Annotated in this window: 16 protein-coding genes; 10 read left to right on the top strand and 6 right to left on the bottom strand. The window is 69.3% G+C overall.

What is annotated here, in order from left to right:
- Positions 1-88 precede the first annotated feature (88 nt).
- The 3 genes from OG496_RS20730 to OG496_RS20720 are packed head-to-tail and all read left to right on the top strand — an operon-like array spanning position 89 to position 2,650.
- Positions 89-613 (top strand): hypothetical protein, encoded by a 525-nt coding sequence (locus OG496_RS20730; protein WP_405971936.1) that lies wholly within the window; start codon positions 89-91, stop codon positions 611-613.
- Positions 614-623: 10 nt separating this feature from the next.
- Positions 624-1,958, top strand: a complete 1,335-nt coding sequence (locus OG496_RS20725; RefSeq protein WP_405971935.1) for a sensor histidine kinase — start codon at positions 624-626, stop codon at positions 1,956-1,958.
- 44 nt (positions 1,959-2,002) lie between these two features.
- A complete protein-coding gene (locus tag OG496_RS20720) occupies positions 2,003-2,650 on the top strand; it encodes a LuxR C-terminal-related transcriptional regulator (RefSeq protein WP_405971934.1) in 648 nt (215 codons plus the stop codon).
- A 29-nt stretch (positions 2,651-2,679) separates the two neighbouring features.
- Here the strand turns inward: OG496_RS20720 and OG496_RS20715 are convergent, their stop codons facing one another.
- Together OG496_RS20715 and OG496_RS20710 are read right to left on the bottom strand one after the other, a co-directional pair.
- Positions 2,680-3,303, bottom strand: coding sequence for a class F sortase (locus tag OG496_RS20715; RefSeq protein WP_405971933.1), 624 nt, complete (start codon positions 3,301-3,303; stop codon positions 2,680-2,682).
- Between the two features lie 115 nt (positions 3,304-3,418).
- The gene (locus OG496_RS20710; protein ID WP_033284687.1) at positions 3,419-3,937 is read right to left on the bottom strand and encodes a hypothetical protein; all 519 of its coding nucleotides are present in this window, start codon (positions 3,935-3,937) and stop codon (positions 3,419-3,421) included.
- Positions 3,938-4,202: 265 nt separating this feature from the next.
- On the opposite strand from OG496_RS20710, the gene OG496_RS20705 reads away from it, so the two are divergent.
- Positions 4,203-4,787, top strand: coding sequence for an NADPH-dependent FMN reductase (locus OG496_RS20705; RefSeq protein WP_405971932.1), 585 nt, complete (start codon positions 4,203-4,205; stop codon positions 4,785-4,787).
- Positions 4,788-4,886: 99 nt separating this feature from the next.
- On the opposite strand, the gene OG496_RS20700 is transcribed toward OG496_RS20705, so the two are convergent.
- Positions 4,887-5,135 (bottom strand): hypothetical protein, encoded by a 249-nt coding sequence (locus OG496_RS20700; RefSeq protein WP_366490991.1) that lies wholly within the window; start codon positions 5,133-5,135, stop codon positions 4,887-4,889.
- 185 nt (positions 5,136-5,320) lie between these two features.
- Here OG496_RS20700 and OG496_RS20695 point away from each other — a divergent pair, with 185 nt between their 5' ends.
- The 4 genes from OG496_RS20695 to OG496_RS20680 all read left to right on the top strand — a co-directional run bounded on the left by OG496_RS20695 (position 5,321) and on the right by OG496_RS20680 (position 10,235).
- Positions 5,321-6,463 carry a hemopexin repeat-containing protein gene (locus OG496_RS20695; RefSeq protein WP_405971931.1) on the top strand — a complete coding sequence of 381 codons (1,143 nt, stop codon included), beginning with the start codon at positions 5,321-5,323 and terminating at the stop codon, positions 6,461-6,463.
- Positions 6,464-6,544: 81 nt separating this feature from the next.
- Positions 6,545-8,008 (top strand): hypothetical protein, encoded by a 1,464-nt coding sequence (locus tag OG496_RS20690; RefSeq protein WP_366490993.1) that lies wholly within the window; start codon positions 6,545-6,547, stop codon positions 8,006-8,008.
- 14 nt (positions 8,009-8,022) lie between these two features.
- On the top strand, positions 8,023-9,591 hold the full coding sequence (locus OG496_RS20685) for a hypothetical protein (protein WP_405971930.1): 1,569 nt from the start codon (positions 8,023-8,025) through the stop codon (positions 9,589-9,591).
- Positions 9,585-10,235, top strand: a complete 651-nt coding sequence (locus OG496_RS20680; protein ID WP_405971929.1) for a hypothetical protein — start codon at positions 9,585-9,587, stop codon at positions 10,233-10,235. Before OG496_RS20685 ends, OG496_RS20680 begins: the two co-directional genes overlap by 7 nt.
- Here OG496_RS20680 and OG496_RS20675 read toward each other — a convergent pair.
- Positions 10,232-10,978 carry a TetR/AcrR family transcriptional regulator gene (locus tag OG496_RS20675; protein WP_405971928.1) on the bottom strand — a complete coding sequence of 249 codons (747 nt, stop codon included), beginning with the start codon at positions 10,976-10,978 and terminating at the stop codon, positions 10,232-10,234. The two genes, OG496_RS20680 and OG496_RS20675, sit on opposite strands and share 4 nt — an antisense overlap.
- 159 nt (positions 10,979-11,137) lie before the next feature.
- On the opposite strand from OG496_RS20675, the gene OG496_RS20670 reads away from it, so the two are divergent.
- Positions 11,138-12,649, top strand: a complete 1,512-nt coding sequence (locus tag OG496_RS20670; RefSeq protein ID WP_405971927.1) for an MFS transporter — start codon at positions 11,138-11,140, stop codon at positions 12,647-12,649.
- Between the two features lie 96 nt (positions 12,650-12,745).
- On the opposite strand, the gene OG496_RS20665 is transcribed toward OG496_RS20670, so the two are convergent.
- Both OG496_RS20665 and OG496_RS20660 read right to left on the bottom strand, forming a co-directional pair.
- The gene (locus OG496_RS20665; RefSeq protein WP_405971926.1) at positions 12,746-13,366 is read right to left on the bottom strand and encodes a hypothetical protein; all 621 of its coding nucleotides are present in this window, start codon (positions 13,364-13,366) and stop codon (positions 12,746-12,748) included.
- The gene (locus OG496_RS20660) at positions 13,356-13,883 is read right to left on the bottom strand and encodes a SigE family RNA polymerase sigma factor (protein WP_366490999.1); all 528 of its coding nucleotides are present in this window, start codon (positions 13,881-13,883) and stop codon (positions 13,356-13,358) included. The genes OG496_RS20665 and OG496_RS20660 overlap by 11 nt, the downstream gene beginning before the upstream one ends.
- Before the next feature lie 203 nt (positions 13,884-14,086).
- Here OG496_RS20660 and OG496_RS20655 point away from each other — a divergent pair, with 203 nt between their 5' ends.
- Positions 14,087-14,344, top strand: a complete 258-nt coding sequence (locus OG496_RS20655) for a hypothetical protein (RefSeq protein WP_405971925.1) — start codon at positions 14,087-14,089, stop codon at positions 14,342-14,344.
- Positions 14,345-14,551: the final 207 nt, after the last annotated feature.

The raw sequence follows: 14,551 nt of genomic DNA, 5'->3' as shown, positions 1-14,551 counted from the left end.
GCGGCGGAAAGCTGGAGACATCGGTTCACAGCAGTTCACACGGGCTGCGCCGACTCATGTACGCGACTCATGTGCAGGGGGACGCACCATGACCACCACCCGCGATCTGCCCACCCGGCCGCCGGCCCCGGACCCGACCTCCGTCCACGCCTGGAACCTCGTCCGCGCACCGTTCACCGCCACCACCTGGCGCCGCACGGCCTACGCACTCCTCGCCCTCCCGCTCGGCCTGGCCTGCATCCCGCTCGCCCTCGTCGGCGCCCCCACGGCCCGCTGGCAGCGAGGGCTGGTCCGCCGCTTCCTGGGCGCCGACAGCATCGACTCGTCCGGCAGGCCCCGCGCCGGCGGCCTGCCCCACGCCCTCCTCGCCACACCCCTCAACCTGATCAGCGCGTTCATCACGCTCTACGGCTGGGCGATCGTCCCCATGAACCTCGGCTGGCCGCTCCGCGCCGGCGACGACTACTCCAGCGCCTGGGGCGGCCCCACCTTCGCCGGAGCCTGGGCCTTCCACGCGGTGCTCGGCGGCATCGGCTTCCTCCTGCTGATGCCGTGGGTGGTGCGCGGCCTGACCGCCGTACAGGTCCGTGTCGCCAGGTCGCTCCTCTCCTAAGTTGATCCCCATGCCGAGCCACCGCTCCCGCCTCTGGTCCCGTCTCCGCACCCGCGCCATCGCCACGTTCGGCCGCCGCGCCCTGGCCGCCGTCCTCTACGGCGTGATCGCCCTCCCGCTCGCCCTCGTCGGCTTCTTCCTCACCCTCGTCGGGCTGGCGTTCGGTGGGGCGCTGTCGGTGACCACGCTCGGCCTGTGGCTGCTGGCGGCGACCGTGCGCGGCGCGCTGGCGCTGGGCGTGGTGCAACGGGGCCTCGCCCGACGGCTGCTCGGCCTGGAGATCGAGCAGCCCAGCGCGGGGGACGGGGGCAAGGGGGTGCTCGGCTGGCGCCGCGGCATCCTGCTCGACCGAACCGGCTGGCGGGCCGTCGGCTGCGCCCTGTTGACACCGTTCACAGCCGTTTTCGCGTACGCCGCCGTCGTCATCGGCTACATCTACGGCGCCCTGTTCACACTGCACCCGCTGCTCAAGCGCTGGAACTACAACACGGTTCACACCACCGAAGGCTCCACGCACTCCACGCACCCCGTGTCCACGGACCGCCACGTGTCACTGGAGTTCTTCGGTTACCAGCTCGACTCCTGGCCACGCTGGTTGATTCCGTTCACAGCCGGTTTGCTGTTGCTGGCCGTCGCACCCCTTCTCCTCCGTTACGCCCTCGGCCCGCAACGCGCCCTGTTGACCGTGCTGCTCGGCCCCGACGCCGCGACCCGCCGTATCCGGACCCTGGAGGAGACCCGCGCCCGAGCCGTCGACGACGCCGCCGCCACCCTCCGCCGTATCGAACGAGACCTGCACGACGGAACCCAGGCCCGCCTCGTCGCCCTCGCCATGCACCTCACCCTGATCCGTGAACTGGTCACCGCCGGCGCCGAACCCGACCGCGTCCTCACCGTCGTGGACACCGCACAGGGCAACGCCACCCAGGCCATCACCGACCTGCGCCACCTGGTCAAGGGCATCCATCCGCCCGTACTCGACGAGGGTCTGCACGCCGCCCTCACCACCCTCGCCGCCGACAGCGCCCTCCCCGTCACCCTCACCACCGACATCGGCACCCGCCCCACCCCGGCCGTCGAGACCATCGCCTACTTCTGCGCCGCCGAACTCCTCGCCAACGCCACGAAACACGCCCACGCCACGTCCGCCGCCGTCGACGTCACCGCCCACGACGGCCTCCTGCGCCTGCGCGTCACCGACGACGGACAGGGCGGCGCGACGATCGGCGCGGGCTCCGGCCTGACCGGCCTCCTGGCCCGGGTCCGCACGGTCGACGGCACACTGACCTGCGACAGCCCGCACGGAGGCCCTACGGTGGTCACGGTCGAACTGCCCCACACGTGACCCCGTACATGACCCCACACCTGAGCGGACCCGATCGGAGCGGCATGCGCGTCGTCATCGCCGAGGACTCGGCCCTCCTGCGCGACGGCCTGGTCCAGTTGCTCCAGCTACGGGACGTGGAAGTCGCCGCGGCGGTGGGCGACGCCGAAGCGCTCCTCACCGCGGTGGCGACACACGCCCCGGACGTCGCCGTCGTGGACATCCGCCTCCCGCCCACCCAGACGGACGAGGGCGTACGAGCAGCCGTACAACTACGCGACCGGCACCCCGCGACCGGCGTCCTGCTCTTCTCGCAGTACGTCGAGACGACCCACGCGGCCCAACTCCTCGGCAATCCCGCCGGGTTCGGGTACCTCCTCAAGGAACGGGTCGTGGACATCGGGGAGTTCGTCGGCGCGCTGGAGCGCGTCGCGGCCGGTGGCACCGCCCTCGACCCCGAGGTGGTCGCCCAACTCTTCGGCGCCGCCCGCCGATCCACCGCCCTCGACACCCTCACCCCGCGCGAACGCGAGGTCCTCGCCCTGATGGCGGAGGGCCGCACGAACCACGCGATCGCCACCGCGTTCACGGTCTCCGAACGAGCCGTTGAGAAGCACGTGGCCAACATCTTCGCGAAGCTCGACCTGCCGCCCTCGGAGACGGGAAACCGCCGGGTGCTGGCGGTACTTCGCTACCTGGAGAACGGCCGCTGAAGCTCACCGAAGCCCGCAGAAGCTCATGCCTACCGACTACCACTCAGGTGCGCGAACACCACCACGTTCCCCTGGTACCCCGTCGCCCGCGAGTACCCGCCCCCACACGTGATCACCCTCAACTCGGGCCGCCGCGCGGCCCCGTAGACCTTCTGATCGGGAAAGCGGCTCGCCTGATACACCTCGACCGCGTCCACCGTGAACAGCGCGACGCTCCCGTCCAACCGGTCCAGCTCGATGGTGTTGCCCTTCTTCAGGGCGCCGAGGTCGTAGAAGACGGCGGGACCGTCGGCGTTGTCGACATGGCCCGCGACGACCGCCGTGCCGGTCTCACCGGGGGTGGTTCCGGCCTCGTACCAGCCGGCGAGGTTCTTCTTCGCGGCCGGGGGCACGTCCAGGCTGCCGGTGCTGGTCAGCTTGAGGCCCATCAGCGGGGCGTTCACGTGGATGGCCGGGATACGGATGCGGTCCGGCGGCGACGGCGGCAGCGCGCGGGCCGCGGTACGCCCGACGGCCGGGTCGGGCCGGGCCTCGGCGGCGGACGGCTGCGGCGGGGCGTTCGTATCGGAACCGCTGCTCAACAGCCACGCGCCCGCGCACAGGGAGACCACGGTGACAGCCCCTATCGCGGTGTTGCCGTATCCACGAAGCATGCGGAAAACCCCTCTCCAGTAACTGGCCCCGCGCCCCCTCCGGGCCACGAGGGGCGTCGGACCCGGAGGGGGACGGGACGTGCGGTACCGGCGGACGGACAGCGGAGGGTGTCCGTCAGAACCTGTCGCCTCTCGCCCGGCGATGCAGGAGCCAGGTACCGCCCGCGGCGGCGACGGCGAGAGCCGCCACGCCGGCCGCGGTCTGCACGGGGTCGGGGCCCAAGGCGCCGCCGACCCCCGTCTTCACACTTCCGCGCGGCTGCACCTGCTGCCGCATCGAAGCCAGCGTCACCATCAGATCGCCGCTGACCTGCCGGCCGTCCGTGCACTTCGCGACGATCTCGTACGTCCCAGGCTGCGCACTCGGCGGCACCTTGAACTGCCCGATCGCATCGCCCTCGTGCGCGCTCGGCGCCAGCGTGAACGTGCCGGCGCCCACCGCGCTGGCATCACCGGCGGCCGTACCGTCGTCGCCGCACGCCGCCGTGTTCACCGTGACGTCGCCGCCCGGCACGGCGTTCGACGGGAACACCTCCAGACTGCCGGTCTCGCCGCCGTACGCCGGCGCGGTCGCGAGACCCGCGGCGGCGACGGCGAGCGCGGTGCCGGTCAGCAGACGGGCGGTACGTCGCATCGGTGCTCCTCCGAGCTGTGGTTGGCTGCCCTTCCGAGGAAAGTGGCACCGGGCCCGGCCCGCTTCCTGAGCGAGCGTCAGAAATGCGGTGAATGGGTGTCAGAAAGAGGCCGAGACGGCCCGTCCCCTCGCTGTTTCAGCAGGTCATAGGGGTACGGCGGCCCCGCCCCGAAGGAGTACCCGAAGAGCGCACGCCGCGCGGGTGAACGGGTGACGACCGGTCAGACTTGACCTCAAGAATGGTTGAGGTAACAGGCTGACCGGCATGGACACCGAGACCACTCCTCTGACCGTCACCGTCGTCATCGGCAGCAACCGCCACGGCCGCTTCGGCCCTGTCGTCGCCGACTGGCTCCTCACCCACGTCCGCGACCACCCCGACCTCACCCTCCAGGTCGTCGACGTGGCCGAGACCGACGACCTGCCCACGACCCTCGCCCCGACCCCGGAGGCCACCGCCGCCCTCGCCGGCATCACCCCGAAGCTGGCCGGCGCGGACGCCTTCGTCGTCCTCACCCCCGAGTACAACCACTCCTACCCGGCCGGCCTCAAGAACCTGATCGACTGGCACTTCACCGAGTGGCGCGCCAAGCCCGTCGCCCTCGTCTCCTACGGCGGCCTCGCGGGCGGCCTGCGCGCGGTGGAGCACCTGCGCCAGGTCTTCGCCGAACTCCACGCCGTGACGGTCCGCGACACCGTCTCCTTCCACAACGCGGGCGCGTCCTTCGACGACGCCGGCCGCCTCAAGGACCCGTCGGCCCCGGACGCGGCGGCGAAGGCGATGCTGGACCAACTGGTGTGGTGGGGAAGGGCGTTGAAGGAGGCGCGCCAGGTGCGGCCGCTGATCTGACGAAAAAAAGAGGGGGCGGCCGACACAGGTCGGCCGCCCCCTTCACACCGTCACTGACGGCTTGGTGCGCTACCCGGGCCGGTGGGCCGGGCGGACGTGTCAGTAACCGAAGATGCCCTGGAACGTGCCGCGGTCCCAGTCGTGGTCCGTCTTGCTGGTCGAGGCGTAGACGGGGCCGACGTGGTTGATGACACCGGCGAACATCGTGCTGTCGGTGTGCCCCGAGCCCTGCGAGCCGGTGCCCTGGACGACCCCGTTGTCGTCGCCGTGGGCGAGGGCGGCACCGGCGCCGCCGAGCAGGATGCCGACGGCGAGGACGGACGTGGTCAGGGCGGAACGCATACGCATGACTACTCCCAATGATCTTTGGAAGACGCGCCGGAAAACAGGCACGCCGGTCGGTTCAACGCCACAAACGATCACTGAAAGCGGCCTGCCACCTCGGTGACGCCACGTGGATCACTCCCTGATTCACTCAAACGGGAACGCGTCCCACGCCATAAGAACCGCAGCTCCGGAGCATGCATCCCGGCATGAGTGTGGACAAGGCGTACTTCACCGTCGGGGCCACCGTGTCCACGTACGACATCGACGCGGACGCGGCCGACCCGGCGCAGGACTGGCAACTCGGCGCGGCCTGGGGCGGGTTGCCGTCCGGCTGGGAGGAGGGCATCGACGCGGCGGTCGACCTGGGCCAGGCCCACCTGTACGTCTTCCGGGGCCCGGAGTACGTCCGCATCCCGTTCGCCACCCAGACCGTCGACGACGGCTACCCCCTCACCACCCGCGACAACTGGACCGGCCTCTCCTTCGACACCGTCGACGCGGTCATGAACTGGTCCGACGGAAAGCTCTACTTCTTCAGCGGCCCGCAGTACGTCCGCTACGACATCGCCGCCGACCGCCAGGACCCCGGTTACCCCAAGCCGATCGCCGACGGCTGGACGGGCGTCACCGCCGACTGGATCGGCGACGGCATCGACGGCGCGCTGAACCCCGGCAACGGCCGGGCGTACCTCTTCAAGGGCACCGAGTACGTGGCCATCGACTGGCACACCAAGAAACAGGAGGACGGCTACCCGCTCACCACCGCCGACCAGTGGCCCGGCCTGACCGGCCCCTACGACGCGATCTGGTCGAACGCGGCCACCGCCCCACCGACCGGGGGCGGCGGCTCGTCCAAGGCGGCCCAATTCCGGCTCTCCTACGGCGAGTTCGCCACCGCCAGCGAGACGGCGACCGGCGTGCCCGCGCTGGTCACGCTCGGCCAGGCGGCACTGGAATCCGGCTGGGGCACGGCCGCGCCCGGCAACAACTTCTTCGGCATCAAGGCGAAGGCGACCGACCCGCCCGAGACCCGTCAACTCCTCAGGACCCAGGAGGTGTTGGACCGCCCCGACGTGCAGTTCCCCGAGGTCATCTCCGTGACACAGCGCCCCGACGGCAAGTACCTGTACGTCGTCCGCGACTGGTTCCGCGTCTACGCGACCCCCGAGGAGTCCTTCACGGCCCACGGCAACTACCTGCGGAACAACGCCCGTTACGCGCCCGCGTTCGAGCACACCGACGACCCGTACGCCTTCGCGCGGGCGGTCGCGGACGCGGGGTACGCGACCGCGACGAACTACTACGACTCCCTCGCGTCCGTCATGCGGAACATCGAGGCCGCCACCTGAATCGGCCGGTCATTCACTTATCCGGGTGAATGACCGCAAGTCACCGTATGGGCGGCATATGACCCGGGCAGGACGGGGGGTATGGGATACCAACTGGGGGATCTGGGGCGGACGTTCCGCGACCAGATGTACAACGTGCTCACCGGCGGCGACGGCAGCGTCCCGCCGGCCAAGTCCAGCTTCATCACCTGGTGCATGCCCGGACTGCCGTACCAGGAGGCGGACTTCGCGTTCGCCGCGCAGGGCATCGGCACCGGCGCGACCGCGGCGGAGGACAAGCTCCTGCTCCAGCAGGCCTACAACTTCTCCTCGCTCATCGACTTCATCCCGGACGTGACCTCGGCGTACTCGTCGGGCCGCCAGGACGGGGTGTGGCGCAACGCGAGCGGCGCGCGGCTGAGTGAGATCTACGGCCAGATCCTCAAGTTCTCCAAGGTCGTCGACGACCAGCTCACCGACGACCAGAAGGCCAAACTGGACCGGTTCCGGGGCCTGTTGAGGGTGACGCGCACGGTGAAGGACATCGTCACCGAGCAGGAGAAGCAGGTCACCGAGGACAGCCCCATGCTCAAGGCCTACAAGGCGTGCATGCAGGCGTACGTCACCGCCGCGCTGTCGTACAACAACAAGCGCATCGCCGCGCAGGCCGCCGTGGGGGAGTCCGGCAAGCAGGCGGTCGCGGACTGGGCGGCCAACGCGCAGCTGTACTCGATGCAGGTCGCCGCCGCGATGGACGACTGGACGTCGAGCGGGTACCGCAACGAGGTCGAGGAGATCAACGCCTACATCGACCAGACCACCGAGAAGTCGATGCTGCTGTGGAAGCGCAACCTGGAGCGCTTCTACGAGGAGGCGAACACCAACGCGCTGGGCCCCGGCCAGTCCTTCTACTACACGACGGTCGTCCCCGGTGACTTCGCGAACTCGAACGGCTGGACCGCGTACTCGATGTACCACCAGATGGTGGACTCCCACAGCCACTACGAGACCACGTCCTGGTCGGCGGGCGGCGGCCTGAACTTCGGCCTGTGGAGCGCGAGTTCGGGCGTCACCTCCAACTCCCAGGACTACAGCGAGAACTACCAGGTCGACGACTTCTCGATGTCCTTCGAGATGGCCCAGGTGCAGGTCGTACGGCCGTGGTTCTACCCGGAGTTCCTGGAGAACCGCGGCTGGGACCTGCGCAAGGGGCAGGGCTGGAACTACGACCAGATGCCGTCCGACGGCGGCAACCCGCCCCAGGGCCGCTTCATCGGCTATCCGCTCCAGGCCCTGTTCATCAGGAACCTCACCATCCACTCCGCCTCGCTGGCCCAGGCGTTGCAGACCCACCAGAGCTCCGTGTCGGTCAACGCGAGTGTCGGCTGGGGCCCGTTCACCGTGAAGGGCAGTTACAGCCACTCCGAGTCGGACCAGCACTTCCACTCGGAGAACGACGGCGCGACGATCACCGTCCCCGGCATGCAGATCATCGGCTTCGTGAACCACCTGCTGGACAAGACACCGAACCTGCTCGACGGCCTCGACCCCGACCAACTGGTCTAGGGCGGCGGTCAGTCATGAACGAGACCGCTGAGGTGTGGGCCGCGTCCCCGGTGGACGCGGCGGCCATGTTCGGCCTGGGCGCGTACTTCCGCGGCCTGCTCACCGACCCCGACCACCTGGTCGCCGTACCGGTGACGCCGGTGGTCTACCAGGACAGCATGTTCCGCTTCGGCGGCGCCCTGGACTCGGCCCGGTCCACGGTCTGGGCCGAGTTCTGCGAACTGGTCAACAGGATCCCCACCCAGCCCACTTGGGCACCCCCGGCCACCACCCACCTGTGGGGCATCTACGGCGAGGTGCTCGCCGCCGACCTGGCCCGCTCCACCCTCACCGCCGAGGAGCACCAGCGCTACGACACGGCAGTCGCCTACCTCTACGACACCGGCGCCGACGGAGTCTTCGTCCCCTCGCCGGCCCTGCGCGACTACCGCACGGCCCGCCAGGCGTGGCTCCAGGCCGACACGGACTACCACCAGGCGGAACAGGCGGCGGCCATGTCGACCGACCCCGCCGCCCGCGACCACTGGACGCACGTGGACGAGCCCCGGCTCCGCCAGGCCAGGGACGACGCCATGGACGCCTGGCAGACCGCAGGCCACAAGGCCGAGGTCGAGGACGCCCTGCGCGAGACCTCCGAACTCGCCTCCAAGGCCCCCTCCAGCATCTGGAAACGACACCGCGACACCTTCAACCCGAACCTCCCCGACCAGTACACGACCGCCCCCAACGGCACGCGTTTCGCGCCCACTTACTACTCACCGGACGGTGCGCTGGACGACCCCTGGTCGAGAGTCGTGCTCCCGGAGGACATGCTCCGCACCCTGGCCGCCCAGGCCCCCGCGGAACTCAAGTCGGCGTTCGGCGACCGCGCCACCGACGACACGGTCTTCTCCCTCGCCTTCGAATACCGGGTGGTGTCCGTGGTCCGCCCCTGGCTGGACCCGCCGATGGAACTCTTCGGCTCCCGAGCCTGGCGCCTCTCGTCAGGCGTCGCCCCGCTGAGCGACGGCGCCACCCCACCCCACGGCCGCTGCCCGTCGTACGTCGAATCGGTCGCCCTGGCCCGCAACATCGAACTCATCCGCCAGGCCGTCGGCTACACGGAGACCCCGGGCGAGACCACCCTTCACGGCACCTGGACCCTGGACCTCGACAACGGCATCGCGGGCGGCGACATGAACACCGCCGACCTGTGGTGGGAGTGGATGACGGAGACCACCGCCCAGTTGGTGCCCAGCTCCCACGCCGGAATCGTCAACCTCGGCCAGGTCGACTACGACGCCTTCGACGGCCACCGCCTCTCGACCCTCACCTACGGCAGCACCCCCCTCACCGGCAACCCGAACGCGAGCAACCAACTGGTCACCGGGGACGTGTTCGCCGTACGGACGACGGAGGGCCGCTTCGCCAAGGTGCAGGTGGTCCAGTACGGCTACGACCTCCAACTCCGCTGGGTGGCCTACCAGCAGGCGACTTCGGCGACGCAGAGTACTGTCACCGGCCCGGACGACGTGTTCCTCGCGGGGTTCGTGTGCCGGCAGCTCCCGAAGAGCCCCGACCCGGACCCGGCACTGTCATGGTGACCCCCGAAACGGACCCCGAACTGGCCGTCCACGGCCTGGTGTTGCTGGGCACGGACACCGGCACGGACTCCGTGTACGCCGTCCACATGCCCACGTTCACCGCGCCCCACGACTTCCAGGCCGTCCTGCGGGTCACCCTGGACACGGACACCTACCGCACGGCCCGTAAGCGCTACGGCACGTCGGCCCTGTTCACGGTCAGCCCACGCACCCTCCTCCTCAAGGACCTTGGGCCGGGCGCGTCCTTCCCCGCCGACCTCTACTTCGGCCGCTTCGGGAGGGAGGGCGAGTTGTTGGGGGAGGTGCGGGTGGAGATCGAGGAGCGGCTGTACGTAGGCCACCCGACCGAGCCCACTATCGAACCGCCGCCCCTCCGCTACGTCCTCTTCGGCCGCGAACAGCTCTACCTGGCCCATGTGCTCACCCGCCCCCCGGACTTCGACCAGGTGCTGACGGCTCAACTGGCCGGAGAATGGCTGACGTTGGCGGGGGAGCAGTCGGCGCGCACGCTGACGATCCCAGGCCTCCCGGACGACCTGACGAGCCGCTTGCACCCGGGCGAGCAAGTCACCGCAGAGGGCACGGAGTTGCAGGTACTGGCCGAGGTGTACCTGGAGACGGCGGACCTGGCAGGCGAGGCCTAGCGCGTCAGCCGCAGCGACAATCCGTCGAGGACGACATCGAGGCCGTAGGCGAACTTGCCGTCGCGCAGGGCCACCGGATCGGTGCTCGTGGCGGCCGACTCGGCGTAGGAACCGGCGAGATGGGCGTGATCGGCGGCAGCCTGCTGAGCGGCCGGCATCAGCCGGGCGATGAACTCGGCCTCGCTCTCGCCGGACCGCGCGACCGTGGTCAGCCAGGCGGCCTCGGTCGTGCTCATCCCGATCGTGTACGACAGCACGGCGTCGATCGCGCCGCTCGGCTCGGGGAATCCGACGGCCGTGAACAGCGCGGCGAGCCGTTCGGAGAAGGACATGAGGTTCGGGCCGAGGTAGGCGAGCCCGGCCTGCCCGAGCACCGAGGACAGCCAGCGGTGCCGTAGCGCGGTCGTACGGAAGGACGCGGCGGCCTCGGTGACGGCGGCGCGCCAGTCGGCGGCGTCCGCGGCCGGGACGTGGATCTCGGCGGCGACCTCGTCGACGGCCAGTTCCATCAGCTCGTCCTTGGTCGCGACATGCCGGTAGAGAGAGGTCGCGCCGGCGTTGAGGCGCGCGCCGAGTTTGCGCATGCTCAGCGCCTCGATGCCGTCGGCGTCCAGCATCGCGACCGCCTCGCGGACGATCGCGTCCCGGCTGAGCGCGGGCTGGTCGGCCGCGCGCTGCTCACGGGCCCACACGGAGGGGATGGGGTTCGGCTTCGCCGTCGTCGGCTTGGTCCTGGCGGCCATGGGGACTCCTTCGCGCGGGCCGTGCGTACGTCGTTCGCATTCAGCGTACAGAGTTCAGGGATTGCGCACACTGTTCCGCTGTGCGTACAGTGTTCGCATCGAAGGAACGCTGTACGCACAAAGCGGGCCGATGACGCGGATGACTTGAAGGGAAGCCCCATGGAAACCCGAAACCCCCGGCGCTGGTGGATCCTCGTCGTGCTGTGCCTCAGCTCGCTGGTGCTGGTGGTCGACAGCATGGCGCTGACCGTGGCGGTCCCGTCGATGACCGAGAGCATCGGGGCGAGCGCCCAGGACACCCAGTGGATCCTCGACTCCTACATCCTGGTCTTCGCCGGCCTGCTGCTGACCTCCGGCAGCCTCGGTGACCGCTTCGGCCGCCGGAAGGTGATGCTGATCGGGCTGGTGCTGTTCGGGGCGGCGTCACTGGCGGCGACGTTCTGCACGAACCCCGGCGAGGTGATCGCCGTACGGGTGGCGATGGGGGTGGGCGGCGCGCTGGTCATGCCGTCGACGCTCTCGATCCTCATCACGGTCTTCGACGCGGAGGAACGCGGCAAGGCGATGGCGGCCTGGGGTTCGGTGTCGATGCTGGCGCTGGTCGGCAGCCCGGTGCTCGGCGGCGTACTGATCGACCACTTTTCGTGGCACTCCATCTTCTTCCTCAATGTCCCGGTCGTAGCACTCGCGTTGGTGGCCGGTGTGACACTGATGCCGGAGTCCAAGGGCCCCTGGCAGAAGCCGGATCCGCTGGGTGCGGTGCTGTCGGCGGTCGGTATGACGGCCCTGATCTGGTGGATCATCGAGATCCCGCAGCACGGCGCGTTCGAGGGCCGGGGCCTGGTCACCGTCGCGGTGGCGGTGGTGGGGCTGGCCGGTTTCGTGATCTGGGAGAACGTCACGCCGACCCCGATGGTCCCCCTGGTCCTCTTCAAGCACCGCAATTTCAGCGGGGGTTCGCTCTCCCTGACGCTGGTCCAGATAGGCAACGGCGGTCTGTTGCTGGTCCTCACCCAGTACCTGCAGTTCGTGCTCGGCTACTCGCCGGTGAAGGCGGGCCTGGCCTTCGTCCCGCTGGCGGTCACCGCGCTGGTCGGCAACGCGGCGGGCGCCAAGTTCACGGCGCGGTACGGCCATCGGTACCTGATCCTGGCGGGCATGCTGGTGATGGCGTCGTCCTTCGTTCTGCTGACGACGGTCACGGCCGACACCGGCTTCACCGTCCCGGCGGTCGCCCTCGGGCTCCTCGGCCTGGGCGCGGGCCTCGCGATGCCGGCGGCGGTGGGCGCACTGATGGGCACGATCCCGGCGGACAAGGCGGGCGTCGGCTCGGCCCTCAACGACACGATCCAGCAAGCGGGTACGGCCCTCGGCATCGCGATCCTAGGCTCCCTCCTGTCGAGCGGCTTCGCCGACGAGATGCCCTCCGGTACGTCCGAGGAGGCTCGCCACTCGATCGGCGGGGCGCTGACGGCGGCGCACGGGGACGCGGGGCCGGTCCGGGCGGCTCGGGAGGCGTTCACGCACGCCATGTCAACGACCTTCATGGTCAGTGCGGTTGGGGTTGTGGCGGCGGGGGTGCTGGCGGCGGTGGTGATGCGGGACGGGAAGCCGGGGGAGCCGGTGGCCGATGCCCAAGAGGGGGCAGCAGAGCGGGAGTTGGCTGCCTGACCCAGACCAACCTCAACTCACCTGGCGGACAAGGCCGTTGCCCACTGCGGGCGACGGCCTTGTCGTGTCGCCGTAGTGCTGTCCTCTCGGTAGAGGTCAAGACCTGTCGGGACAGGACCATTTGGAGATCCTCATGGTGCGGAGATCGAAATCGACCTCGATCGTTTCCGGTGCGCTGTCGCTCGTGACACGTGCGCGGACGGTGTCGGCCCCGGCGCTACGGGGGTCGCCGACGGTGAAGGCGGTGGTGGCTTCCACCTGCCCACACGTGGCCGCCAAGTCGCCGGATCCATTGCCTTCGAGAACAACTTCTCGCTTCAGTGCCGTCTCCGTGAAATGCGCCGTCATCAGCTTCCACAGCTTCGACTTCGAATCCCGTGCGGCAAAGGCATCCGGCAGAACCGAGTAGTAAGCCCGAAGGTTCTCCTGGGCCGCCGATATCCTGGAATCCTCGCCGTGACGGGAGGGATCTGCCGCAGATCGGTTCGCGCCCGCGGAATTCCAGAATGCGCTCGCACCGACTGCCGTCACGGCAATCGCCGCGATGACGGCGGAACGGGTCCGGCGTTGACGGCGTCGGATGCTTCGGCGACGCAACTCCTGTGCGGACACCGGCTGGTCGACCCGGACACTCTCCAACTGCACGATGCTCTCGGCGAGCCAGGCAGGACGCTCGTACTCATCCGATTCATTCGACTCACCCAACTCATCCGACATGGTCCACCTCCTGGTCCGGCAGGGAGGAAAAATGGCGGGCGAGCGACAGGCGCCCACGGACCAGCCAGACCCTGATGCTCCCGGTCGGCCAGCCCGTCTCGGCGCTTATCTGCTCGACACTGAGGTCGCACAAGTGGTGGAGGACGACGACACTTCTGTGCTTCTGCGGAAGAGTGCGAAGTGCCTCGACGAGAGCGACACGTTCGGGGGACGGGCCTTCGACGGGACGCTGTTCGTGATGACGCTGCATGAGCTGCACACCGCGCCGCACACGCCGGAAGCGGGATACGGCAAGCCGCCAGGCCGTCGTACGGATCCACGCCTCCTGTGAACCGTCGCTCGTGAACTTCCCCCGTCGACCCCAGGCCCTTATGAATGCCTCCTGCACGACATCCTGGGCCTCAGGCAGATCGCCGGTCATCGCGTAGAGCTGCCGAACGAGCCTGGGGTAGGCCAGTGCGTAGAACTCATCGAACTCCTCTTCCGCCGCGCCTCTCGCCACTCTTCCGCCATTCATATCCGTCCACAGAACGGCCAGGGGTCCTCTATGGGGGAAGTACGAACGGGCGCCGATCCTCCGCTACAGAGGCTCTCCGTGATCTGCATCACGGCATCCGGGTGTCGCGTCCGGGCCCCCGCGCTGCGTAGTCCACCTGTCCAAGTCGCACCGACAGCAGAGGAACTCTCATGCGCCATGCCGCCCCCCGTAAGCCGAGCAGGATGGGAACGACGTTCAGGACCGCCGCGGTCAGCGCTTTGGCGCTCGGCGGTCTGACGGTGGCGGCGGGGTCGCAGGTCCACGCGGCCACGGCGACCTCGCACTCCACGACGGACGACTCCGCACGCACCCAGAAGCAGAAGGCCGATGCGGTCGCCGATGCGGCCAAGGGGCAGGCTTCCCGGCCGGTGACGGACCCCGAAGCGGTGCGCACCCTCAAGATGAAGACGATCGCGCTGGCTCACGCGCCCAAGGGCTGATCGGCCTCACGTCTTTCTGAGAAAGTGTGACACTTTTGCGGGAAGTGTCACACTTTTTCGATATGAGTGGTCGAGGTCAGTGGGGCAGGTCCCCTGCGGGCAGGGAGGAGCGAAATGGATTCCCTTCCGCTGAGGGAGCGTTCAGTGATCGTCTCGAACGCACCCGTGCAGTACGGCGTCGCCGCCCAGCTCCGAGACCAACAGGGC

Source organism: Streptomyces sp. NBC_00988 (genome assembly GCF_045162645.1).
Taxonomy (GTDB): Bacteria; Actinomycetota; Actinomycetes; order Streptomycetales; family Streptomycetaceae; genus Streptomyces.
The sequence above is the reverse complement of the archived record's forward strand: the minus strand, read 5'-3'. Positions and strand labels throughout refer to the sequence as shown.